The 22634-nt window shown below is 62.3% G+C and carries 31 protein-coding genes and 1 pseudogene; 18 read left to right on the top strand and 14 right to left on the bottom strand.

Going from position 1 to position 22634, the window contains the following annotated elements:
• Positions 1-142 precede the first annotated feature (142 nt).
• The 3 genes from LMTR13_RS22515 to LMTR13_RS22505 all read left to right on the top strand — a co-directional run bounded on the left by LMTR13_RS22515 (position 143) and on the right by LMTR13_RS22505 (position 2805).
• The gene (locus tag LMTR13_RS22515) at positions 143-1645 is read left to right on the top strand and encodes a leucyl aminopeptidase (RefSeq protein ID WP_065729730.1); all 1503 of its coding nucleotides are present in this window, start codon (positions 143-145) and stop codon (positions 1643-1645) included.
• 15 nt (positions 1646-1660) lie between these two features.
• Entirely contained in the window at positions 1661-2113 is a 453-nt protein-coding gene (locus tag LMTR13_RS22510; protein ID WP_065729729.1) for a DNA polymerase III subunit chi, read from the top strand.
• 158 nt (positions 2114-2271) lie between these two features.
• Entirely contained in the window at positions 2272-2805 is a 534-nt protein-coding gene (locus tag LMTR13_RS22505; protein ID WP_083219138.1) for a hypothetical protein, read from the top strand.
• A 21-nt stretch (positions 2806-2826) separates the two neighbouring features.
• Here LMTR13_RS22505 and LMTR13_RS22500 read toward each other — a convergent pair whose 3' ends face one another.
• From LMTR13_RS22500 to LMTR13_RS22490, 3 genes are all read right to left on the bottom strand, one after another.
• Positions 2827-4689 (bottom strand): ABC-F family ATP-binding cassette domain-containing protein, encoded by a 1863-nt coding sequence (locus LMTR13_RS22500; RefSeq protein ID WP_065729728.1) that lies wholly within the window; start codon positions 4687-4689, stop codon positions 2827-2829.
• Between the two features lie 121 nt (positions 4690-4810).
• Positions 4811-4984 (bottom strand): hypothetical protein, encoded by a 174-nt coding sequence (locus tag LMTR13_RS41800; protein WP_197520887.1) that lies wholly within the window; start codon positions 4982-4984, stop codon positions 4811-4813.
• A 212-nt stretch (positions 4985-5196) separates the two neighbouring features.
• A complete protein-coding gene (locus LMTR13_RS22490; protein WP_057846436.1) occupies positions 5197-5466 on the bottom strand; it encodes a hypothetical protein in 270 nt (89 codons plus the stop codon).
• Positions 5467-5792: 326 nt separating this feature from the next.
• Here LMTR13_RS22490 and ndk point away from each other — a divergent pair, with 326 nt between their 5' ends.
• Both ndk and LMTR13_RS22480 read left to right on the top strand, forming a co-directional pair.
• Positions 5793-6215, top strand: coding sequence for a nucleoside-diphosphate kinase (ndk, locus tag LMTR13_RS22485; protein WP_065729726.1), 423 nt, complete (start codon positions 5793-5795; stop codon positions 6213-6215).
• Positions 6216-6278: 63 nt separating this feature from the next.
• On the top strand, positions 6279-7115 hold the full coding sequence (locus tag LMTR13_RS22480) for a TerC family protein (RefSeq protein ID WP_065729725.1): 837 nt from the start codon (positions 6279-6281) through the stop codon (positions 7113-7115).
• A gap of 96 nt (positions 7116-7211) precedes the next feature.
• On the opposite strand, the pseudogene LMTR13_RS22475 reads toward LMTR13_RS22480, so the two are convergent.
• Positions 7212-7628 (bottom strand): annotated as a pseudogene (locus LMTR13_RS22475) (ATP-dependent DNA ligase); the annotation flags it as partial.
• A gap of 141 nt (positions 7629-7769) precedes the next feature.
• Between LMTR13_RS22475 and LMTR13_RS22470 the strand changes: the two are divergent.
• The 9 genes from LMTR13_RS22470 (at position 7770) to LMTR13_RS22430 (ending at position 14172) form a co-directional block, all read left to right on the top strand.
• A complete protein-coding gene (locus LMTR13_RS22470) occupies positions 7770-7946 on the top strand; it encodes a hypothetical protein (protein ID WP_418219711.1) in 177 nt (58 codons plus the stop codon).
• Between the two features lie 732 nt (positions 7947-8678).
• Positions 8679-8876, top strand: a complete 198-nt coding sequence (locus tag LMTR13_RS22465; protein ID WP_065729724.1) for a hypothetical protein — start codon at positions 8679-8681, stop codon at positions 8874-8876.
• 232 nt (positions 8877-9108) lie between these two features.
• A complete protein-coding gene (locus tag LMTR13_RS22460) occupies positions 9109-9531 on the top strand; it encodes a response regulator (protein WP_065729723.1) in 423 nt (140 codons plus the stop codon).
• A 249-nt stretch (positions 9532-9780) separates the two neighbouring features.
• The gene (locus LMTR13_RS22455) at positions 9781-10011 is read left to right on the top strand and encodes a hypothetical protein (protein WP_065732897.1); all 231 of its coding nucleotides are present in this window, start codon (positions 9781-9783) and stop codon (positions 10009-10011) included.
• A gap of 29 nt (positions 10012-10040) precedes the next feature.
• Complete coding sequence (locus LMTR13_RS22450) at positions 10041-10253, top strand: hypothetical protein (protein ID WP_236843053.1); 213 nt, start codon at positions 10041-10043, stop codon at positions 10251-10253.
• Positions 10254-10365: 112 nt separating this feature from the next.
• Positions 10366-12714, top strand: coding sequence for a xanthine dehydrogenase family protein molybdopterin-binding subunit (locus tag LMTR13_RS22445; protein WP_065729721.1), 2349 nt, complete (start codon positions 10366-10368; stop codon positions 12712-12714).
• 223 nt (positions 12715-12937) lie between these two features.
• A complete protein-coding gene (locus tag LMTR13_RS22440) occupies positions 12938-13252 on the top strand; it encodes an ArsR/SmtB family transcription factor (RefSeq protein ID WP_028346460.1) in 315 nt (104 codons plus the stop codon).
• A 2-nt stretch (positions 13253-13254) separates the two neighbouring features.
• Positions 13255-13719 carry an SRPBCC family protein gene (locus LMTR13_RS22435; protein WP_065729720.1) on the top strand — a complete coding sequence of 155 codons (465 nt, stop codon included), beginning with the start codon at positions 13255-13257 and terminating at the stop codon, positions 13717-13719.
• Between the two features lie 36 nt (positions 13720-13755).
• Positions 13756-14172, top strand: a complete 417-nt coding sequence (locus LMTR13_RS22430) for a GFA family protein (protein ID WP_065732896.1) — start codon at positions 13756-13758, stop codon at positions 14170-14172.
• A gap of 147 nt (positions 14173-14319) precedes the next feature.
• On the opposite strand, the gene LMTR13_RS22425 is transcribed toward LMTR13_RS22430, so the two are convergent.
• Complete coding sequence (locus tag LMTR13_RS22425) at positions 14320-14682, bottom strand: hypothetical protein (protein WP_065729719.1); 363 nt, start codon at positions 14680-14682, stop codon at positions 14320-14322.
• A 125-nt stretch (positions 14683-14807) separates the two neighbouring features.
• Between LMTR13_RS22425 and LMTR13_RS22420 the strand changes: the two genes are divergently transcribed.
• Positions 14808-14975 carry a DUF6894 family protein gene (locus LMTR13_RS22420; protein WP_236843052.1) on the top strand — a complete coding sequence of 56 codons (168 nt, stop codon included), beginning with the start codon at positions 14808-14810 and terminating at the stop codon, positions 14973-14975.
• A 17-nt stretch (positions 14976-14992) separates the two neighbouring features.
• On the opposite strand, the gene LMTR13_RS22415 is transcribed toward LMTR13_RS22420, so the two are convergent.
• Positions 14993-15196, bottom strand: a complete 204-nt coding sequence (locus LMTR13_RS22415) for a hypothetical protein (RefSeq protein WP_065729717.1) — start codon at positions 15194-15196, stop codon at positions 14993-14995.
• Between the two features lie 134 nt (positions 15197-15330).
• Between LMTR13_RS22415 and LMTR13_RS22410 the strand changes: the two genes are divergently transcribed.
• Positions 15331-16062: a Crp/Fnr family transcriptional regulator gene (locus LMTR13_RS22410; protein ID WP_065729716.1), complete on the top strand. Its 732-nt coding sequence runs from the start codon at positions 15331-15333 to the stop codon at positions 16060-16062.
• A 201-nt stretch (positions 16063-16263) separates the two neighbouring features.
• Positions 16264-16479 carry a hypothetical protein gene (locus tag LMTR13_RS22405; RefSeq protein ID WP_065729715.1) on the top strand — a complete coding sequence of 72 codons (216 nt, stop codon included), beginning with the start codon at positions 16264-16266 and terminating at the stop codon, positions 16477-16479.
• Positions 16480-16500: 21 nt separating this feature from the next.
• Here the strand turns inward: LMTR13_RS22405 and LMTR13_RS22400 are convergent, their stop codons facing one another.
• The 8 genes from LMTR13_RS22400 to LMTR13_RS22365 all read right to left on the bottom strand — a co-directional run bounded on the left by LMTR13_RS22400 (position 16501) and on the right by LMTR13_RS22365 (position 21849).
• The gene (locus tag LMTR13_RS22400; protein WP_065729714.1) at positions 16501-16962 is read right to left on the bottom strand and encodes a DUF1801 domain-containing protein; all 462 of its coding nucleotides are present in this window, start codon (positions 16960-16962) and stop codon (positions 16501-16503) included.
• 16 nt (positions 16963-16978) lie between these two features.
• Positions 16979-17434 (bottom strand): DUF1801 domain-containing protein, encoded by a 456-nt coding sequence (locus tag LMTR13_RS22395; RefSeq protein ID WP_065732895.1) that lies wholly within the window; start codon positions 17432-17434, stop codon positions 16979-16981.
• An 11-nt stretch (positions 17435-17445) separates the two neighbouring features.
• Positions 17446-17667 carry a hypothetical protein gene (locus LMTR13_RS22390; protein ID WP_065729713.1) on the bottom strand — a complete coding sequence of 74 codons (222 nt, stop codon included), beginning with the start codon at positions 17665-17667 and terminating at the stop codon, positions 17446-17448.
• 39 nt (positions 17668-17706) lie between these two features.
• Complete coding sequence (locus LMTR13_RS22385; protein ID WP_065729712.1) at positions 17707-18138, bottom strand: SRPBCC family protein; 432 nt, start codon at positions 18136-18138, stop codon at positions 17707-17709.
• Complete coding sequence (locus LMTR13_RS22380) at positions 18135-18458, bottom strand: ArsR/SmtB family transcription factor (protein WP_065729711.1); 324 nt, start codon at positions 18456-18458, stop codon at positions 18135-18137. Before LMTR13_RS22380 ends, LMTR13_RS22385 begins: the two co-directional genes overlap by 4 nt.
• A 245-nt stretch (positions 18459-18703) precedes the next feature.
• Positions 18704-19837: a cysteine desulfurase family protein gene (locus LMTR13_RS22375; protein ID WP_065729710.1), complete on the bottom strand. Its 1134-nt coding sequence runs from the start codon at positions 19835-19837 to the stop codon at positions 18704-18706.
• Between the two features lie 15 nt (positions 19838-19852).
• Positions 19853-21112 (bottom strand): MFS transporter, encoded by a 1260-nt coding sequence (locus tag LMTR13_RS22370; protein WP_065729709.1) that lies wholly within the window; start codon positions 21110-21112, stop codon positions 19853-19855.
• A complete protein-coding gene (locus LMTR13_RS22365) occupies positions 21109-21849 on the bottom strand; it encodes an MBL fold metallo-hydrolase (protein ID WP_065729708.1) in 741 nt (246 codons plus the stop codon). Before LMTR13_RS22365 ends, LMTR13_RS22370 begins: the two co-directional genes overlap by 4 nt.
• 115 nt (positions 21850-21964) lie before the next feature.
• On the opposite strand from LMTR13_RS22365, the gene LMTR13_RS22360 reads away from it, so the two are divergent.
• A complete protein-coding gene (locus tag LMTR13_RS22360) occupies positions 21965-22633 on the top strand; it encodes an ArsR/SmtB family transcription factor (RefSeq protein ID WP_065729707.1) in 669 nt (222 codons plus the stop codon).
• The last annotated feature ends 1 nt before the right edge of the window (position 22634 follow it).

Raw genomic sequence — 22634 nt, 5'->3', positions numbered from 1 at the left:
GCTTGGCAGTGGCGCGGCTGACAGGCCATAGTGCCGAAAATATCCGGTCCCGAGCGATTTGGGCCATTACCGAAGAGAACATTCCATAATGCGGACCGATTCCGGGCCCGCAAGACAGCCTTGAATTCTGGAGGATTTACCCATGTCCGACGCCGTCAAGGTCGGCTTTGTCGCTTTTTCCGCTGCCCCCCGCGGCGTTCTCGTGGTGTTTTGCGACGACGCATTGAAGGTCGGCGAGGCGACGCGGAAGGCGCTTGGGAAGGCGGCTGACACCATTAAGCGCGCGGCGGCTGCCAACCAGTTCAAGGGCAAGAGCGGATCGACGCTCGATATCCCGGCGCCGGAGGGAAACAAGGCGGAGCGCCTGATTGTCGTCGGGGTCGGCAAGGCGGCCGATATCAAGGAGAAGGATTTTCTCAAATTCGGCGGGGTGACGGCGAGCAAGCTCAACGCAGCCAGCGAAGCGGTCACCGTGATCGCCGAACTGCCTGAGGGGGCGATGCAGCCCGATTCTGTCGCCGCGATCGCGTCGGGCCTCCGGCTGCGTGCGTATAAGTTCGACCGCTACAAGACCAAGAAGAAGGACGGCGAGAACGGCGCGCTTCGGGCCGATGTTTCGATTGCCGTCGAGGATGTCGCCGCCGCGCGAAAGGCGCTTGCGCCCGCATCCCATGTCGTCGACGGCGTGATCATCGCGCGCGAACTCGTCAACGAGCCGCCGAACGTCTTGTACCCGGTGGAATTCGCGCGCCGTGCGAGCCAGCTCGAGAAGCTCGGCGTCAACGTCGAGGTGCTGGACGTCAAGGCGATGAAGAAGCTCGGCATGGGCGCCTTGCTCGGTGTTGCACAGGGTTCGACCCAGCCGGGCCGCACCGTGATCATGCGCTGGAACGGCGGCAAGAAGGGCGATCAGCCCGTTGCTTTCGTCGGCAAGGGCGTCTGCTTCGATACCGGCGGCATTTCCATCAAAGGCGCCGCCAGCATGGAGGACATGAAGGGCGACATGGGAGGCGCGGCCTGCGTGGTCGGGCTGATGCATGCGCTGGCGGCACGCAAGGCGAAGGTCAACGCGGTCGGCGCCATTGGCCTCGTCGAGAACATGCCCGACGGCAACGCCCAGCGCCCCGGCGATATCGTGACCTCGATGTCGGGGCAGACCATCGAAATCATCAATACCGATGCCGAAGGCCGGCTCGTGCTGGCCGACGTGCTCTGGTACGTGGCGAAGAAGTTCAAACCCAAATTCATGATCGATCTCGCAACGCTCACCGGCGCGATCATGGTCGCGCTGGGTACGGAGTATTCAGGCATGTTCTGCAACAACGACGAATTGGCGGAACGGCTGAGCAAGATCGGAAATGAAACCGGCGAGCGCGTCTGGCGCATGCCGCTCGGTCCCGAATACGACAAGCTTATCGATTCGCAGTTTGCCGACATGAAGAATACCGGCGGGCGCCACGGCGGCTCGATCACCGCCGCACAGTTCCTGCAGCGATTCGTCGACAACACGCCGTGGGCACATCTCGACGTCGCGGGAACCGCGATGGGCGCGCCGAAAACCGACATCAACCAGAGTTGGGGATCCGGCTACGGCGTTCGCCTGCTGGACCGGCTGGTCGCGGAATATTACGAAGCCACGAAATAACTCGGTTGTGGGCGAATGACGGAAGTCCTGTTCTACCATTTGCAGGCCATGTCGCTCGAAAGCGTATTGCCGCCGCTCTTGGAAAAATCGCTCGAGCGAGGCTGGCGCGTGGTCGTGCAATCGACTTCGCCGGAGCGCACCGAGGCGCTCGATGCGCATTTGTGGACCTACAGCGACGATTCGTTCCTGCCGCACGCCACATGGCGCGCCGGCGATGCCCAGGACCAGCCCATCATTCTCTCGATCGAGGAGAGCAATCCGAACGGGGCCAATGTCAGGTTCCTGATCGACAACGCGGCGTTGCCGGCCGACTGCGACAGCTACGAACGGGTGGTGCTGGTCTTCAACGGTGACGATGCCGATGCGCTGACGGCTGCGCGCGGGGCCTGGGCCGATTGCAAGGCGCGGGGGTTTGAGGTGACCTACTGGCAGACCGACGAGCGGGGCCGGTGGCAGCGGCGGCAATAGCGGTGCTTGGAAAATTAGCGATCCTTGGGAATTAGCGATCCTTGGGAATTAATGATAATCTGTGGTTTCTGCGCCGGACCTTGCGGGCAGCCATGGTCGTGCCGCAAAGTGATGGTCGGACAAGTGGTTACAGTAAGGGGTGGGGGCCTGGGTTTAGCGTGCGACGCGGAACAATCGATCGAAAGCCACTGCTGACGTTGTTGCTGCTCGGGCCTGCGCTTGCGGGCTGCACGGGCGCATCGGACCTGCTGTCGAAGGATGCGAACTGGTTTTCGCGCCCCGGACGCGTGTTCATCCGTAACGTGTCGATCGAAACGCCGCCGCTTACGCCGACCAAACCGGTGGCGCCGGATGAACTCGTCAGCGCCGATGGCGCTTGTCCCGGCATGGCAGCGCCCGGCACCGACGCCAATGCGCTGGCGAACGGCGCTGCAGGGAGCCCGCCTCCATCGACGACGGGAACGGTAGCGCTGGGTCACACCGAATGCGACGTCGTGCGCGGCATCGGTGCGCCCGACAATGTCAGTCTTTCCAATAACCCGCGCGGCGACCGCGTGGCGGTCGTCAACTATTCGAGCGGCCAGCGGGCCGGCATCTACACCTTCACCGCCGGACGCCTGACGTCGATCGAGCGTGCGCCGGAGCCGGTGGCGCCGGCAAGGGGCGCAAAGCCGAGGAAGCCGGCGGCATAAATTCGCCGACGACGATAAGCTTTAGCCCGCCGCTTCGTCGAATTCCGAACTGGCATCCAGCCAATCTTCCTCGGCGCGGCGCAGCGCGCTTTCGGCACCGGCCCGCGCTTTGCTGAGCTGGGCGGCCTGCTTGGGATCGCGGGTGAACAGATCCGGCAAGGCAAGCGCAGTGTCGATCTTGGCGATGATGCCGGTGATGCGCTCGATTTCGGCCTCGGCTTCGGCGATCCGCTGCTTCAGCGGCGTTCGCCTTTCGCCCCTAGCGCGCTCGGGTTTTGCGCTTTCCTTGATACGCTCGCTGCCGCGCTCGCGCTTGTCCCCGATCGACAACACCATTCGCCTGTAATCGTCGAGGTCGCCGTCATAGGTTGTCACCGTCTTGTTGGCGACGACCCACAATTGATCCGCGCAGGCTTCGATCAAATAGCGATCGTGCGAGACCATGATGACGGCGCCGGGGAAATCATTGATCGCTTCGGCCAGCGCCGCGCGGCTGTCGATGTCGAGGTGGTTGGTCGGTTCGTCGAGGATGATCATGTTCGGGCCGAAGAAGGTCGCGAGCCCGAGCAGCAGCCGCGCCTTCTCGCCGCCCGAAAGGCTCCTGACCAGGGTGTCGCCAGCCTTTCCGGAAAATCCGATCGCGCCGGTGCGGCCGCGCACCTTGGTTTCCGGCGCATCGGGCATCAGCCTGCGGACGTGATCGTAAGGTGACGCATCGAGGTTGAGCTCGTCGACCTGATGCTGCGCAAAATAGCCGACCGAGAGCTTTTCCGCCCGCGTGATCCGCCCCGAAAAAGGTTGCAGCTTGACCGCCAATAGCTTGACGAGTGTCGACTTGCCGTTGCCGTTGGAGCCGAGCAGGGCGATGCGGTCGTCGGTGTCGATGCGCAGCGTGACGCGGTTGAGCACCGGCTTTTCCGCGTCGTAGCCGACAGAGATGTCGTCGACGGCGATGATCGGCGGCGACAGCATCTTCTCTGGCGCTGGGAACGTGATTTCACGCACGTCCTGGGTCACCAGCGCGGTGACGGGTTTCATGCGCTCCAGCATCTTGACGCGGGATTGCGCCTGTCGGGCTTTCGAGGCTTTTGCCTTGAAGCGGTCGACGAAGGCCTGCAGCCGCTTGCGCTCGTCGGCCTGTCGCTTGGCGTGCTTGGCGTCGAGCATTTCGCGCATGGCGCGCTGTTCCTCGAAGGAGGAATAGGTCCCCTTGTAGAGGGTCAGCTTGCCGCGATCGAGGTGCAGGATCTGGTCGACCGACGTGTCGAGCAGATCGCGGTCGTGGCTGATGACGATCACGGTGCGTGGATAGTTCGCAAGATGGTCTTCCAGCCACAATGTGCCTTCGAGGTCGAGATAGTTGGTCGGCTCGTCCAGCAGCAGCAGATCCGGCGCCGAGAACAGCGTCGCCGCCAGCGCCACCCGCATGCGCCACCCCCCGGAAAATTCCGAGCACGGCCGCGCCTGGTCCGCGGCGGAAAATCCGAGGCCGCTCAGGATTGCCGCGGCGCGCGCCGGCGCGGAGTGCGCGTCGATGTCGACCAGCCGGGTCTGGATTTCGGCGATGCGGTGCGGATCGGTGGCGGTTTCGGCTTCACGGAGCAGCGCGTCGCGCTCGGAATCGGCCTTCAGTACGACATTGACGAGACTCTCCGGGCCGTCCGGCGCCTCCTGCGCCAGGCTGCCGATGCGCCAGCGCGGCGGTAGCGTAATGCTGCCGGACTCGGTCGGCAGGTCGCCCCGGATCGCATGAAACAGCGTCGATTTGCCGACGCCGTTGCGCCCGACGAAGCCGACGCGAGCGCCCGGCACGATCTGCACCGTGCTGTCGTCGATCAGCAGCCGCCCGGCGATCCGGATCGAAATATCGGTGATGGAAAGCATGCGGCGTTGTCACCGGAGCCGATGCCAAACGCAACCCAATTATTGGTAAAATCTATCGGCGTATCGGTAGAATCTATCGACGCATCTGAAAAGTCTATCGACAGTCAGACGTTCAGCACCGCTAGTGCAGTTCGTTGTCGCGCCGGCGCAACTCGTCGACGAGTTCTCGTAGACGCGGTGGCAGTTCAGTTTCGGGGCGCAAGTTTTGCTGAAGCCGTTCGCCGATGGCATCGCAGATCGATACACATGTCTTGTGATCGAGTTGCTCGAAATCTTTAATGATTCGGCCATCCATCTCCGGTCTCTTCACGAGTTCCACCTCGCGGCGTTCGCAAGGCTTGAGTGATAACAATGATGAAGGATCAAGTCACAACCGCGAAATTTGTTTCCCGTGCAAAGCCCCATGCGTTCGCGTGCAAGTGGTCGAATCACGGCTGGCCGTTCGCTTCCGCAAAAAAGCCCCGGCGCGGCGGCCGGGGCGTCAGTCAGGGAGAAGCTCAAATCAGCTCAGTAGCAGCGGTTAACCAGCCGCCAGCGTGGGCCCCAGGGGGTCGGAACCAAGCGCCGCACGTAACAGCCGCCATAGCCACCGAAATAGGCCGGGCCGCCGATGACGACGCGCGGGCCCCAGCCATGATGGCGATGATGCCAGCCGTGGTGGTGATGATGATGGTGCCAGCCGTGACGCCAGCCGCCGGCCGAGGCCGATGTCGGCGCCAGCGCAGCCGCGCCCAGCGAAGCTGCCGCCACTGCAACGAGCGAGAGTTTGCGTAACATGATCGTCTCCTCAATGTTCAGGCGCGAAAATGCGCGCCATCGGTGAGATCGCCTCCCGTGACGCCCCGGGCCGCGCGGATGCGCGCCCGGTGTCCGATCGCCGGAAAGTCTACGGCCGCGAAGCTGAATGGCGGCGTGACGGAGGTTACAGAGTGGATTCACCTCCCTGAAATTGCGGCAATCTTCGCCCCTACGACGTGACGTGCCGCACGAAAAGGCGCCCAAAATGAGGGGCAGGCGCGTCACCGGGCGCTTGCCGTCGCGAGGTGGCGCCGATATAAGCCCCCGCAACCCTCCAATCAGCGTGTTTTGCAAGGACGTAAACAATGGCGATTGAACGCTCTTTCTCGATCATCAAGCCGGATGCGACGGCGCGCAATCTGACCGGCGCCGTCAACGCGCTGATCGAGAAGGCTGGCTTGCGGATCGTCGCCCAGAAGCGCATCCGCATGACCCGCGACCAGGCAGAAACCTTCTACGCCGTTCACAAGGCGCGTCCGTTCTTCGGCGAACTGGTCGATTTCATGACCTCCGGCCCGGTCGTGGTGCAGGTTCTCGAAGGCGAGGGCGCGATCGCCAAATACCGCGACGTGATGGGCGCTACCGATCCGTCGAAGGCCGCAGAGGGCACGATCCGCAAGGTGCATGCGAAGTCGATCGGCGAGAACTCGGTGCACGGTTCGGATGCGCCGGAGACCGCCGCGATCGAAATCGCGCAGTTCTTTTCCGGTAACGAAATCGTCGGCTAATCGATTGGGGCGGCGGCAGCAATAGCCGCGCGCAAGGGCTGAATAGGCCTGGGGGAAAACGCTGTGAACTGGCTCTTGCAAATCTTCGATCCTGCGACGATCTCCGCGTTCTTCACCCAGTTCCAGGCCGAGATGCAGCAACCCGCCTTCTGGGTCGCGCTCGGCAAGATCATGTGGATCAACATCCTGCTGTCGGGCGACAACGCGCTCGTCATCGCCATGGCGTGTCGCGGGCTGCCGCCGCGCCAGCGGTTCTGGGGCATGATCCTCGGCGCCGGCGTCGCCGTCCTGCTGCGCATCATTTTCACCGGCATCGTCGTGACGCTGATGGGGCTGCCGTTCCTCAAGCTGGTCGGCGGCCTGGCGCTGCTCTTCATCGCAGCGAAACTGCTGGTGCCTGAACACGAGGGCGAAGGCGACGTCGATGCGGCGGCGCATCTGTGGGCTGCCGTGCAGATCGTGGCAATCGCCGACATCGTGATGAGCCTCGACAACGTCATCGCAGTCGCCGCCGCCGCCAATGGCAGCATTCCCCTGCTGGTCATCGGACTGGCCATCAGCGTTCCGCTGATCGTCGCGGGTGCGGCGTTGATCATGGCGCTGCTGACGCGCTTGCCAGCACTGGTGTGGGCCGGCGCGGGCTTGCTGGGCTGGATCGCGGGTGAGGTGATGGCGACAGACCCCGCGCTGCAACCGTCTCTGCACGCATTCTTCAACGGCCCGGTCGGTGTCGGCCTCGATGGAATGCTCAAAGCGATCGGCATGGCGCCGCAGTTCGCCAATGGCGGACATGGCGGCGAGGTGATCCTTGGACTCGTCGGCATCGCCGTGGTGCTTGTGGTGGGCTCGGTTTGGCGCAAGCGCAGGCTGCAGGGCGCGGAGCATTCGGCGACGGCGTAAGGGCCTGCAATCTCGCGGCGCACTTTGCGCCGCGGGCGGCTTCTGGTCCCACGAATCAGATCATCTTGCAAAATTCCAGCCCACGACGGCGCTGCCGAGGTCGCGGCCGCTATGGGAGGCACTCCTTGCCATTTGCCGCAGGTCGAAGGCGACCAGGACGATCCGGTTGGATTTGCCCTTCAGTTCGTTCTGCAGCACGGAAAAATCGGTCGTGCCGTCTTTGGAGGGAACGACGACCTCGCTGTCGATAATCGCGCTGCCGGCAGCGACACGCCAGGCGTCGTCGGCGATCTTGCGCAATCGCCTGGTCCAGTCGTTACCGCGGCGGGTGAAGATTTTGACGGCCCCGTTGGCGAGATGGACATGTACTCGGTACCCATCGAACTTGATCTCGTGAATCCAGCGATCGCCGCCCGGCATTCTCTCGATGGAAGAGGCTAGTGCGGGTTCGATGAAGGCCGGATAGGGCGCCTTGGTCCCAATTGCCGCTGGCTTCGTACGCTGGAACGCCACAATAAAAACTCCACGCCACAACGCGGATTCACATCGATTCAAAACCGTTGGTTCAATCTCCAATTGCCATTTTTTCCTTGCCGGCTCCACGGCCAGAACTAAGCTCCATTTGGGCAATAAATGGGAGCCGCCATGCAGGACATGAGCAGGCAGCTGGAAAAGCTGCGCGTCGAGGCGGAGGATTGCGCGTTGATCAGCAAGCTGGCGACTGATCCACACAAGCGCGAGCTATTCGAAAAGCTTGCAGCTCATCTCACTGTGCTCGCCGGTGAGATCGAACACGCGATTGCCGAGAGGCTCTCGAGGGGCGAGGCGTAGCAAGGTCTTCGGCGTTTCGCCGAAGCAATGTCGAGAAGCTCTATGGGGATAGGGCCGGAGTGGACTAGCCGGCTTGTTGAGTCGATCTTGCTCAACCGAGGCGTTCTTCCGCCTCAGGTTGGCGCTCGCAGTCCTGGCGATGTAAGCCACTCCTGAATGTGTACGGCTGTCTCAGCCTGCCTGGCTCTCCGGATCAGCTGCTCCCGAGCGAACCCCGGCGGGGTGCCTCGCGCTTCCTTTCGAAGGCGTTTCGCCTCTTCGGTCAATCGCTGGGCTAGTGAGGTCGTTTGTTGGAAACGGCGACGCTGTTGCATGCGCTGTTCCTTTCCTTGCAGGGAAGGCGGGAGCGCAACTGGCGTTCTCGTCACCGATAACTGCCGAAGTACCTTGCGGTGATGTTTAACAGCTTACGCTTTTTACTACCGCTGTCGGTGCACTAGTGCACAATTGGCATAGGAACGAGCTTGCCTGGAAGCCGTTAGCAGGGATGCCGGCCAGAGCCGCCGCCTGGTCAGGCACGGCTTCAAGAGGAATGGCCCCAGCTTTCCCCCGGGCTGGGGCCATCCTCGTGGTGTGACACTTTCCGTGCTGTTGCCGCGCAACACTTTCCCACGCATCTTCTGCGAGTAGTATCTGCCGATCTGCCGCGGCCATTTTCCGATTACGAACTGAGCAGCGCAGGAACGAAGTTCACCCTCCCGATTTGAATCCGCGCTCTTTGAGGCGCGTAACATGAACACCCCGGATGAGGATGTCGTACTGAGGGCTATTGAGGATGCCCGGCGTATTCTTGGCGAATACATCGCGACAGAACGGCGCGGGGATGCACCGCATACGATAGAGCGGCTGTTAGCCGTTCTCGATCGAGATGAGATCGTGCATGCTCTCGATCGTATGACAAGACGCCGCACCGTTCGGCTAGAGGAATGAAACGGCCCCAGCGCCCGGGGGAGAGAGCGTCGAGGCCGCATTCCATGCTTCCGATGACGGGGGATGAAATCGGAAGCCTCATATCTGACGCATGACGGGACCGATGGTTCCTATGGGGCGGTGCCGCGCCTTCATTGCTTGCATTCGCCCTGGCTGATCAGACATAAGTTCAGCTTCGAGCTCTCGTAGGAACTGAACCGATTGCGCGTTCTTAATCCTGCTCAGCGCCCCAATGGCGTGTGGCGCACGGGAGACGGGCGTGCGGAACGAACCGATCGTGATCCTGGTCGTCGAGGACGATCAGTCGATCCAAAGTGTGATCGAAGAGGCTCTTTCAGACGGTGGTTTTGAAACAGCGATCGCGGCCACCGGCGAGGAGGCCGTCACGCTTCTGCAAGGTCGGCAAGACGAGTACCGCGCCCTGGTGACAGATATCAATCTCACAGGCCGGTTCAACGGCTGGGAAGTGGCCAAGCGCGCCAGAGAGATGCATCCGCAGATGCCGGTTATCTACATCACCGGGGCGGCGGCCGATCAGTGGGCGTCAAATGGGGTGCCTGACAGTGTCCTTTTGAACAAGCCGTTTGCTCCCGCGCAGATCGCGACCGCCGTCGCCCAGCTGTTGAATGAAGCTCCGCCTGCCGCGTCGCAATAAATCGATCACCTCATGACTTTTGTTATGGTGACTTGGCGGCATCAGCAGCACGCTTTGAGCGTCACCGCCAGATCCCTCGGCAGTTATCGGTGATGAGAACGCCAGTTTGCGCGCTCCTGCCAATCCTCGAAGGAGAACGCCTGGTGCGAAAGGTCCGTCAAAATCGAAGCTGCGTGCTGTATGATCGAATGGCTTTCGTCGCCGGTTTGGCGAGCGCCGCAAGCTCGCTTCGCCGGGAGGAATCACGCCATGAATGACATGAAGGCGCAACTCGAAAGGCTGCGCACCGATGTGGAGGATTGCGCATTGATCAGCAAGTTGGCGACCAATCCTCACAAACGTGAATTGTTTGCAAGGCTAGCCGATCACCTGGCCGTTCTGGCCGACGAGGTCGAGCGCGCGATTGGTGAGCGAGGTGGCAAACGCGAAGCTCAGGAAAGACGGACAGCATTGATGTCAAAGTCGATCGGGCAATTGTGAGAAATAGAATCCGTCGGATGAGGTATGGGATGATCAAGCTGGATCAGCGAACGGTCGCGAATATGGACGCCGTTCTGGAAGAGGTGTGCGGAGGTCTGCCGCATGGCGGTGACCACGAGACTCGCAAGCACATCGCCAGCCAAGTCATCAAAGCTGCCAGGCGGGGCAACGATACTCTGGAGGGATTGAAATCCGTTGCCCAACGTGCGCTGCAGGAGTTGTCGAGCTGCCAGTCTGCCTAACGCGGCGAGCTGGATGGACGGATACCCAGTAAGCGTTGATCCGCCGATAGATGCGGGTGCAGTCGCGGGCTAGCGATTGCCTTTTCCGCCAACCGGTTCCATACAGCTTCACATGACCGAACCGTTATTGGGGCGCAGCCTCGACCGCCTTGAAGACGAGCGCTTCGTGCAGGGACGCGGGCGCTACGTCGCCGATCTCGTGGCGCCAGACGCGCTTCATGGCGTCGTCGTTCGCTCGCCGCATGCGCATGCGCGCATCACCGCGATCAGCGTTGAGGCGGCGCGCAGGATGCCCGGCGTGGTGGCCGTACTCACGGGAGCCGAACTGGCATCCGACGATATCGGCCCGTTGCCGTGCGCGGTGACCAGTATCCCGATGACCATGCCGCTCGTGGTGCCGCCCTATCACGCGCTGGCGCGCGGCGTCGTGCGCCATGTCGGCGAGCCGGTCGCGTTCGTGGTTGCCGAAACCGCCGAAGCCGCCCGCGATGCAGCCGAGGCCGTGGTCGTCGACTATGAGCCGCTGCCGCCGGTCGTGTCGATCGCAGCGGCGATTTTGCCGGACGCCCCGTCGATCTGGCCGGAGGCTGCTGATAACATCGCGTTCCAGTTCAACCGCGGTGAGATCGGCCCGGTGGATGCGGCGATCCGCGCCGCCGCCCACGTCGTGGAGTGCGAGCTGGTCAACAACCGCGTCGTCGCCGCGCCGCTGGAGACCCGCGGCGCCATAGGGGAGTTCGACGGCGCGAGCGGCCGGCTACACCTGACCGCCTCGGCCGCCGGCGCGCATGCGATCCGCGACCTGCTCGCCGACCGTGTCTTTCGCATCGGCCGGGAAAAACTTCGCGTCAGCATTCCCGATGTCGGCGGCGGCTTCGGGATGAAGAACGTGCTCTATCCCGAATGGGTGCTGGTGCTGTGGGCGGCGCGCCGTCTCGGCCGTCCCGTCAATTGGATCGGCGATCGCAGCGAGGACTTCACCGGCTCCGCGCATGGCCGCGACAGCATCATTCGGGCTCGCCTGGCGCTCGATCGCGAGGGCCGCTTCCTCGCGCTCGACACGAAAGTGTTCGCCAATCTCGGCGCCTATGTCTCGACAGTGGCGCCGGCCGTGCCGACCATGGCGATGGCGAGCGCGATGGGCGGCGTCTACGACATTCCGCTGATCGCATTCGAGACCAGGGGCGTGTTCACCAACACGACACCAGTCGATGCCTATCGCGGCGCCGGCAAGCCGGAGGCGAATTATCTGATCGAGCGCTGCATCGATATCGCGGCCCACCAGCTCGGGATGGATGCGCTGAAGCTGCGGCGCAAGAACATCATGCGTCGCTTTCCTTACAGCAGCGCGATGGGACTTTCGGTCGAGCAGGGCAGCTTTGCCCACGCCATCGATCACGCCGCCACTGCCGCGGAGGGCTTCAAGGCGCGCCAGAAAAATTCACGCAAGCTTGGGCGGCTGCGTGGCCTCGGGCTTGCCTGCTTTCTCGAGACAGCGCGCGGCCAGCCGAACGAAGTGGCGGAAGTGCAGTTCGGCGAGGATGGCCTGATCGACCTGAAGGTCGGTACGCATTCCAACGGCCAGGGCCACGAGACCACCTACGCCCGGATCGCGGCCGAAGCGCTCGGCCTGCCGCTGGAACGCTTCCGGTTTCGGCAGGGCGATACGGACGATCTCGACTCAGGCGGCGGGCATGGCGGCGCGCGCTCCATGCACCAGGGCGGCACCGCGCTGTTGATGGCGGCGGAAGGCCTGATCGAGAATGCGCGGCGGCTGGCCGCGCGCCTGCTGCAGGCCGGCGTGGATGCGGTTCAGTATGAAGCTGGCCAGTTGCGCGTGGCGGCGACCGGGCAGGAGATCAGCCTCGATGAGGTGGCGCGCGCCTCGTACCAGACGCCCGGTGACGACGTCGCGCCCGGCCTGGCGCATAGGGCGACCCATCTCTGCGATCGCTACACCTTTCCCAACGGCTGCCATGTCGCCGAAGTCGAGATCGACCCTGGCACCGGCGAAGTGAGGCTCGACCGCTATGCCATCTTCGATGACTACGGCCGCTTGCTCGATCCCCGCCAGACGCTGGGGCAGGTGCATGGCGGCGTGACGCAAGGCATCGGCCAGGCGTTGTTCGAGCACGCGCTGTTCGATGCGGAGACAGGACAGATCCTCTCGGGCTCGCTGATGGACTATGCGTTGCCGCGCGCCGGCGATCTTCCCGTATTCGAGGGTAACCTCACGCCTGATTTTCCAAGCCGTGCCAACCGGCTCGGCGTCAAGGGGAGCGGTCAGGCCGGCGCCATCGGAGCACCCGCCACCATCATGAATGCCGTGATGAATGCGCTCGCGCCGCTCGGCGTGCGCCATCTCGACATGCCCGCAACGCCTTCGCGCATCTGGCACGCGATCCAGGCGGCAGAAGCGCGATCGCGTCAGCGCACGGACACGACGTCCGCCGATCAATAGTTCGAGTATACAGCCAGGCTTGGAATCCACAGCAAGCCGATGATGGTTGCTGCGCGCTCAAGAGGGCGTGGGCACAACAGCCGTATCCGGTCGCGATCCATCGCCAGTTCTGATCTTCCGTTCCTGATCACAGCAAGGTGACGAATGGCCTGATGACGGGTTTGCCTCTTGCTTGACATGCAGGTATTTACCTGCATATTATGTTCTTCATAGAGTGAGACAGATGCAGGCGGACAAGGTTTTCAAAGCGCTGGGCGACCCGACACGCAGAAAGCTGCTTGATCTTCTCTGTGAAAAGAACGGGCAGACGCTCGGCCAGCTCTGCGAAAACTTGGACATGGCCCGGCAATCCGCCACGCAGCATCTCGAAATCCTGGAGGCGGCCAATCTGGTGAGCACGGTCAGACGCGGCCGGGAAAAGCTGCATTTCATCAACCCCGTGCCGCTTCATGAGGTCTACGAGCGGTGGGTGCGGAAATTCGAACGACAGCGGCTCAGCCTGCTGCACGATCTGAAGAAAGAACTCGAAGGAGAATAACGATGACCAAAGAGACGACCAGCTTTGTCTACGTGACCTATATCCGCTCGACGCCGGAAAAGGTGTTCGAGGCCATCACGAAACCGGACGTCGCGAGGCGCTACTGGGGCCACGAGAACGTCTCTGACTGGAATCCCGGATCGAAATGGGAGCACGTCCGCGCCAATGATCAGCGGACTGTCGAGCTGGTCGGCAAGGTCGTCGAGGTCTCGCCGCCGACCCGTCTCGTCATCACCTGGGCGAATGCGTCGCAGGCTTCCGATCCTTCCGCCTACAGCCGGGTGACGTTCGAGACCGAGGAATACGAGGACATGGTCCGGCTGACGGTCACCCATGACGAACTCGTAGCCGGCAGCGGGATGGCGAACGGCATCAAGAAAGGTTGGCCGGTTGTCCTCGCCAGCCTGAAATCCTTGCTGGAAACCGGCCACGGCCTCGACGTCTTCGCCAAGCCGAAATCGGCCTGATCCTTTGCCGTGTCAATCAGAAGCGGGAGAATGACCATGACCAAGCCCTTCATCGGCGGGTGTGCCTGCGGCGCGATCCGCTACGAAACGAGCAGCGAACCGCTCGTCGAGAGCCACTGCCAATGCCGCGATTGCCAGAAACGAAGCGGCACGGGGCATGGATCCTACCTGGTCTTCCCCCGGCGAGCCGAAGTGACAATTACGGGCGAAGCGAAAGAATGGCGGGTGGCGGACGACAATGGGAATGAAAAGGTCCACGCCTTCTGCCCGACCTGCGGAACTCCGGTCTACCTGACATTCGTCGCCAAGCCGGAACCGATAGCGGTCCACGCGACCAGCCTGGACGACCCAAGCCAATTCAATCCGCAACTGGTCACGTACGGCATCCGCGGCCATGCGTGGGACACGATCGATTCCTCGTTGCAAAAATTCGAGCGAATGCCGCCCGGATAAGATTCGCAAGGAGCCATACGAATCTGCCCGGCTATGTCCGCCCCGGAGTTCGTGCTGCTGAGGCTCGTTCGCTGACGGCTGAGCTACGGTTGCGCGAAACGATGGTGGAGGAAAACAGGCGATAGGCTTCCGCGCTGATCGGCTTGGCTAGTACAGCCGCATCGGCAGCGGCAACTGGACGTCCTGATAGCGGCCCTCGTAGCGGTCGACAAAATCCTGCAGGAAAAACGGGATGTCGCGTAGCTGGAGGTCGCAATGGCGCCGCAGCTCGTATGCGACATCCGCGGAGGCGTCACGACACCACCCCTCGGCGACGTTGAAAGCAACCACCCGGATCGGATTGCTGTACTGGCCGGTGAGCAGGTCCATCACAACCGGCTCAAATCCCGGACTCTCGGAACTGACTTCTGCCCAGACCCGACCGTGTTCCACGGACTCGTGCTCGACGATAAAGACGTCGTGCTCGTCACCGTTTGGCGCGATCGACGGACCCGAGCCGGCGTTACGCATCAACAACTCCCGGACTACAGAACGGGGAATCAAGCTGGCTTGTTTTGATTTGTTCCATGCCGGCAGAGGGCCGAACGGCCGCAGAGCGCGACAGGGCTGAACTGGACGAGAAAGGGAGGAAGGAATTGCCCGACCTGCAAGCCGCCTGGCAGGAGGCGACCTTGACGGCGGGGCAAATCATCCAGGATCTTGATGGAAGGCTGCGTCCGGGCAAGAACTGGCGGATGGACGTCACCGACGAATTCGCAAATCCGCTGTATGTCATTCACGTCTGCGCCGACAAACCCCGATAAGGCCGGAAACCGGCGCGCTATTTCGGGCGCTGCAATCCAGGGGACGTCAGCCAACGTTCAAGGGCCGCCGCCGACTCGGTCGCGACCGCCGCCCGTATCAAGCGATCACGCTCCTGTCCTGGCGGTGAGCTTTCGGCTTTTTCGCGGGCGCGAAAGGCAATTTGTTTGAGGCGCTCCTGGAGCGGAAGTGCCGGGCGGCTGCGATTGCGCTTTTTCTTCATGGACGGATCTCCTTGCTGGCTTCGACCCTTCCCACGTTCCGGCGGCCCCATCCTTAACCTTTGTTTGGAACCGGCATCGGCCAGGTCTCGTTTCTTCAGAGGCAGGAGATCATCCAAATCGAAGGGATAGGCGCGTGGATCGGGATTCGGTGCTGGCAAGCTTGTTGCGGAGGCTCGAGACCGTCTCGAAACTCGATCCGGCTGACATTGCCGCGATCCGTTCGCTTCCGATAGCCGTTCGCCACTGGGAAGGCGCAAGAGCCATCGTATCCGACGGCGAACGTCCGTCGGAGTCCTGTCTGGTCATCGAGGGCTTCTGCATCCGCTCCAAAACGACAGAGGCCGGCCAGCGTCAAATTCTCTCGATTCACATTCCCGGCGAGATTCCCGACCTCCAGAGTCTACATCTGCGCAGGATGGACCATGACCTCCTCACACTGGTCCCGTCGACGCTGGGATTCATCAGCCATGCTTCGCTGCTAACCCTGACGCATGCGAGACCGAATGTCGCGGATGCGCTCTGGCGCGACACCTTGATCGATGCCGCGATATTTCGGGAGTGGATCGTCAATGTCGGACAGCGGCCCGCGCCGGCCCGGCTTGCCCATATCGTGCTTGAACTTCGCAGACGTCTTGCCGTCACGAGAGGCGCGGAGCCTGCGACGTTCGAATTCCCGCTCACCCAGGAGCAGATCGGCGAGGCGCTGGGCATCACGCCGGTGCATGCGAACCGCATCATCAGGCAACTGCGCGAGGACGGGATTATCGACGTCAGCAGGGGGTATGTTCAGGTGCTTGACGAAACGAGGCTCGCGGACTTGGCACAGTTTGACGACCGTTACCTGCACCAGGACCCGGCCGCCTGAAGCGTCTGACTGCGCAGCGTCTGGCGGTCCAGTCGCGCTTCGCTCCGATCGGATGCGGCGATTTTGTTCGCCCCATTGGAACGATTCAAGTTCGGGAAAATTATGCAATACGTGTCAGGGATAGACACAATGAACTCGAGCGGCTGCCGATGAAGTCGGGTTTGCACGGCGCCTCGGCAACCGCTTCCTTTAGCCATCGCCATGAAGGATTTTGCAAACGCGTCGTTTCCGCCCGAGGTCATCTCGGTGATGGAGCAGGCGCTTGATGCCGCCGTCGCTACGCTCCCCGAGCCTGTCCATTCCCACCACGTTCAGTTCCTCGCCGAAGCGATCCTGCGCGCCGCTCATGGCGGAGAGCGGGACCCGATCGCCCTGGAGCGGCTCGCATTGCTGGAATTGCAGCTTCATCCCCGATAAGGGCTCGTCGCTTCGGTCTGCTCAAGCACTCGTTGATTTCTTCCGGGCGCCAGCGGGACGCGCGGCTGCGCGTTTCGAGGTGTTCAGCGCCACGGCCTCGCGGATGAGCGCCTTCAACGCCTTTTCATCGACTTTATCGCCCTCGCGGATATCGATCGCGCGCCTGGTGTTGCCTTCGAGACTTGAGTTGAAGAGGCCCGACGGATCCTCCAGCGAGGCGCCCTTGGCAAAGGTCATCTTCACGACCGCCTTGTACGTTTCTCCGGTGCAGATGATGCCGTCATGCTCCCACACCGGAACGCCGCGCCACTTCCACTCCTCGATCACTTCGGGGTCGGCCTGCTTGATGATGCTTCGGATGCGCGCGAGCATCTCGCCGCGCCAATCGCCCAATTCCTTGATTCGGGCGTCGATGTGCCGAGAGGGAGAGCTTCCGCCTTTTCCTTCGCTCGCGCCGCTCTTCTTCATTGTGGCTTTCTTCATGGCTATTGTCATTTGCTCACAACCGTTCACCGGGTAATTGGCTTGCTTGCTTCACCCAGGCAACAAGCTGCGCTTCGTCGAGGCCGTCCTCATGGATGTCGAGATAGCGCACTTCCTTGACCTTGGACTCGCCGGGCGGGAGAGGGCGGAGCGATGTGCCGCGGAAGAAAGTCACTTTGACGTACTTCGTGAAGCAATGAAAGCTGAGGAACCAGCCGCCCTGATCCTCGACACCGTAAAAGGGCGAATTCCATTTGACCGCCTTGTGCACGCCGGGGACGGCGCACACGATGAGCGCGTCGAGGTGGCGCCCGATGTCGCGTTTCCAGCCCGGCATGGCCGCGATGTAGGCTTTCACGGGGGCATCGCCGTATCCCTTCGCGATCTGAGGATTGCCGCCTGAGAGCAGAACGGGCTTTGCGGCGGTCTTTTTCGCGACCTTCGCCGTCTTTCCGGATGTCTTGCCGGCCATCGCGCTCACTCCTATCCGCTGATGCCTCGCGCGCTACGCCATTTGGCGGCATGGGGCAGCGCGAACAAGTACAGACCGGTGAGCAGCAACAGGATCAGCGGGAACAGCGCCAGAAGGCCTACCCAGAGGGCCTGCTGCTCTTGCACCATGGCGACGACGTTGACGATCACAGCCAGCGTAAAGGCAATGGACAGCCAGCGGTGGATCTGCCGAATAAACGTATTCCAGTTCAATGAAACCTCCCTTGAAGCGAGCTGAAACGTGACCAGACGTCAGTCCGTCCGCGCCAGAACCTCCTCCAGCTTTGCAAAAAACTGCTTCCATCCGGCGTGGGCGCCGCCATAGGCCTGTTTCTGATCGGGCCGGAAGCCCGTCTGCTCCATGCGCAGGAGGGTCCCTGTGCCCGTTGGGGTGAGCGTAAAGGTCACCACGCTCTGCAGATCGTAGGCCGCATCGTCGTGCTTGAAATTCCAGGTGTAGGACAGCGTCTTGTTCGGCTCGATGGCGAGGACCTCGCAATCCAGCACGCCGCCCCATTCGCCGCGAAGATTGAAGCGATGGCCCACAGTCGGCTTGAAGTCGTTCTTCATCAGCCACTCCTCGATCAGGTGCGGTTGCGTCAGCGCGCGCCAGAGCTTTTCCGGCGGATGAGCTATCTCGCGTTCGACGACGACGGAACGCGTTTCGGTCGCACGATTGGTCATTGGTCCATCCGTTTGAGCAGGTCTTCGAGATTGTCGAACCGCCGCTGCCAGAACCCGGCCATCTCGCTGGTCCAGTCGATCAGCGGGGCGAGGGCGCCGAGTTGGGCGCTGTAATGCGTCTGGCGGCCTTCGTGGCGGTCGCGCACCAGCCCCGCCTGTTTCAGAACGCCAAGATGCTTCGAGACGGCCGGCTGCGAGATCCCGGCCCGGGCCGTCAGCGCCCCGACCGTCTGCTCGCCTTCGCGGCAAAGCCGCTCGAAGATCGCCCGACGGCTCGGGTCGGCGAGTGTTCTGAACAGCACATCATGAGCGTTGGGCATAGGAAATCGATAACCTGTGGGTTATTGATTGATCCATAACCGAGAAGGGATGGTTTGGTCAAGCGGGATTGGGAAAGGCGTCACTGCGCCTACGATGTCGCCGGATGATTTAAAGCCCTCGGCAATAATCATAGTCTGCTAGTTATGGATTATCGTCGGCTCAGGCCGTTCCAAACGACGGCGCCGGTGTTCGCCGGGTCGACGCGCTGCATGAACCTCGCGCGCGGACGCGCTCTGTGGATTCGTCATGCCTCATGGTCGAGTATTTCGATCAGACGTTCGACCACGGTATCGATCTCGCTCCGCGTCGTCCCTCGCCCCAGGCTGAACCGGATCGCCCCCATGCCGACTTGGGGAGCAATGCCCATGGCTTGCAGGACCGGCGAGAGCTCAATCCGGCCGGAGTGGCACGCCGATCCGGTCGAGGCCGCGATACCGTCCAACTGTGTCAGTATCTCGGTGCCGATGCGGCCGACAAAGGAAGCATTGAGCGTGTTTGGCAGCCGATGGACCGGATGCCCATTCAGCGCCACGCGGTTTCCGAACTGCTGCCGCAACCGTTGCCAGAAGTGATCGCGCAGGATGCGCGCCTGATCCATAGGCGCAAGATTGCGCGCAAGCTCACTGGCTTTCCCAAGGCCTACCGCAAGCAGCGCGCTTTCGGTGCCGGCTCGCCGGCCGCGTTCATGCCCGGCACCGTGGATCAGCGGCTCGATCGACAGGCCGCGACGCACGTACAGGGCGCCGATTCCCTTGGGTGCATAGACCTTGTGGCCGGCGATCGAAAGGAGGTCGACGCCGAGTTGGCTTACGTTGCTCGGCACCTTGCCAACGGATTGTGCGGCGTCGGTATGGAATGGAATGCCGTATTCATGCGTGATGCGGGCACACTCCTCGATCGGCTGGATCGTGCCGACCTCGTTGTTGGCGTGCATGACGCTGACAAGAATCGTGCGCGGAGTGATCGCCTTGCGCAGGTCGTCGGGGTCAATTCGGCCGGCACCGTCGACGGGCAGATAGGTCAGCCACGCGCCCAGGCGCTCGAGAAACCGGCACGGTTCTATGATCGCCGGATGCTCGATCTGCGTGGTGACGATGTGATCGCCCTTGTCGCGGCCGGCAAGGAACACGCCCTTTATCGCGAGGTTGTTTGCCTCGCTGCCGCCGCTGGTGAAGACAATTTCGTCATCATGGCAGCCGAGCAGGGCTGCGACCTGGCCGCGCGCGGTCTCGAGGGCCGCCTTCGCTTCAATGGAGGCCCAGTGGCCGCTCGACGGATTGCCGTGACGATCCTCGAGAAACGGCATCATCGCGGCGGCGACCGCCGGGTCGACCGGCGTGCTCGCGTTGTAGTCGAGATAGATGCGTTGCGTGGTCATGATCCGCTTGGAAGGTTAGGATTGCTGAGCTGAGTGTTCGCGCATGAACACGGCCACCACCACACCCGAGAGGAAGGTCAGCGCCGCGACGATCCCGATTGCCCAGGCGAATCCCAGGACGTCGGCAATGATGCCGGCAGAGAGTGCGCCGATCGCATAACCGAGGTCACGCCAGAAGCGATAAACACTAAGCGAACGCGCGCGCCATGTGGGGTGCGAGGCATCGGAAACGGCTGCGATCAGGCTTGGATACACCATCGCAGTGCCGATCCCGAGTAGGAGACTGCCAATCAGCCAGTACTCAAATTGACGGGTAAGCGCCGTGAGAAACAGGCCGGCAGCCTGCACCCACATGCCGGCGACGATCAGTCCCTTGCGGCCCCATCGATCGCTCAACGGACCGGTCGCGATCTGCAGGATGCCCCAGGTGGCGGGGTACACAGCCTTGAGGATGCCGATGCGTTCGACGCCGAGGCCGAAAGACTGGAAGAACAGCGGAAAGATTCCCCAGCTCATACCGTCGTTGAGATTGTTGACGAGCCCGGCCTGCGAGGCGGCGAACAGATTCCGATCGCGCAACGATGTGAGCGTAAAGATTTCCCAGAAGCCGATTGTGGGGCTCGGGCGCGCAGTGTTGCCGATCTCCAGTCGAACATGATCGCGCGTATCCCGGACCAGAAAAATGGAGAGCAGCGCGCCGAAGATCGCGTAGCCAACGCCAAGATAGATCGGCGCCGGCCGAAGACCATAATTCGCTGCGATGTAACCGGTGAGGAAGGCCGTCACGCCGACGGCCAGATAGCCGGCAAACTCGTTGAGCCCGACGGCCAGGCCCCGTGATTTAGGGCCGACGAGGTCGACCTTCATGATCACGGTCATCGACCAGGCAAGCCCTTGGTTGATGCCGAGCAACACATTGGCGGCGATCACCCAATTCCAGCTCGGCGCCCACATGATCATGAAGGGAACGGGCAGACCGAACATCCAGCCCAGGATCAGCACGCGCTTGCGGCCCCAGACATCGGCCAGTTGCCCGGAAACAAGGTTGGCAAAAGCCTTGACGATACCGAAGCTGACGATGAAGGAGACGACAAATGTCGTGGAAGAAAGATGGAATTCTTCCGTGCCGATCAACGGCACGACGGTACGTTCGATCCCGACCATGCCGCCAACAAAGGCGTTGATCAAAACCAGCAACGCAAATTGCCGCCAGTTGGCGCTGAGTCCAAGGGCGATGCCAGCCGCCGGAGACCGAACTGGATCGGTCGTGCTCACTCCGCCGCCGCCATCATGCCGGAATTGATCGCGCGGATCTGTGCCGCCTGCGGCGGCGCCGGCGGAACGTCGGCAATCATGGCACGTACGAAGGCGTCCGCGTCCTCGATTCGGAACGCGTTGTTGTAGCGCTTTTCGAACCCGATCGTGGACGTCGGCTTGCCACTGAGGCTGCGTCCGCAGACGGATCCGGAATAGGCGCCGGGCAGCACCTCCAGATGATCCGGGAGCGATTTCAGTCTTTGCGCGCTTTGGAACAGAGCGCGTGCGCCTTGCTCAGCGCTCGTAGCCAGTTCGGTTCTGCCGAGATCGCCGACCATGAGGGTATGGCCCGTCAGAACGAACCATGGTTCATTCGCGCGCGTTCGGTCGGTGACGACGAGCGAAATGTGCTCCGGCGTGTGTCCCGGCGTGTGTAGGACCTGAATCGAGACGTTGCCTAGTTCGAGCAACTCGCCGTCGCGAACGCCGCGGAACTGAAATTTCACAGCCGCTTTGGCGAACAGCACGTACTCGGCACCGGCTGCTTCAGCGAGCGCGCGCCCGGCGGAGACGTGGTCGGCGTGAAGATGCGTATCGATGACATAGAGAATGCGCATTCCCGTCTCTTCCGCGGCCCGCAGATAGGGGGCGATGTCGCCGACCGGGTCGACCACCGCTGCGGCGGCGCGCCCGCCGCATCCAACCACGTAGGAGAGGGCGACGGGATCGGAGTGCAAAAGCTGGCGCAGGATCATGGGAGCCTCCCGTATTCAAGCCGGCGGCAATGTCGAAGATCTCAAGCCGAGAATAGCTTGACAGGCTGCCGATATCATTCAATTATTCCATTGAATGATAATTCGATCGTGAGCGATGTCAAGCCAAGGACCGAAGCAGGTTTTGTTCGCCCAATTCGCGGCCGTCGCGAAAACGCTTGGGCATGCGCACCGCCTTGAGTTGCTGGAGCAACTCGCGCAGGGGGAGCGCAGCGTCGAAGTTCTGGCGCAGAAGACCGGCCTTTCGATCGCCAACGCCTCGCAGCATCTCCAGCACATGCGTCGTGCGGGCCTGGTGGCAAGCAGACGTGACGGCAAATTCGTCTACTACCAGCTTGCGGACGACAGCGTTCTCGACGTGCTGGCAGCCTTACGCGTCGTTGCAGAGCGAAATATGGCCGAAGTCGAGCAGGTCGTGCGCAGTTATTTCAATGAGCGCGACGCCCTCGAAGCCGTCTCGCGCGAAGAGCTTTTACAGCGATCCCGCGCGGGGGCGGTTACCGTTCTCGACGTCCGGCCGGAGGATGAATTCGTCCTGGGGCACCTGCCGGGCGCCGTGAACATTCCCTTGCGCGCGCTCGAAAAGCGGCTCTCGGAGCTCGATCCTGCAAACGAGATCGTCGCTTACTGCCGCGGTCCCTACTGCGTGTTGTCCTATGAAGCGGTGGCCGCACTGCGAGCGCGCGGCTTCAAAGCTCGTCGGCTGGAGGACGGGTTGCCGGAGTGGCGGGCCGCCGGCTTGCCGGTCATCAGTGGGAGCGCCTGAA

Origin of the sequence: Bradyrhizobium icense, from assembly GCF_001693385.1 — a bacterium.
Taxonomy (GTDB): Bacteria; Pseudomonadota; Alphaproteobacteria; order Rhizobiales; family Xanthobacteraceae; genus Bradyrhizobium; species Bradyrhizobium icense.
Note: the sequence above shows the minus strand (reverse complement) of the source record. Positions and strands in the feature narration are given on the sequence as shown.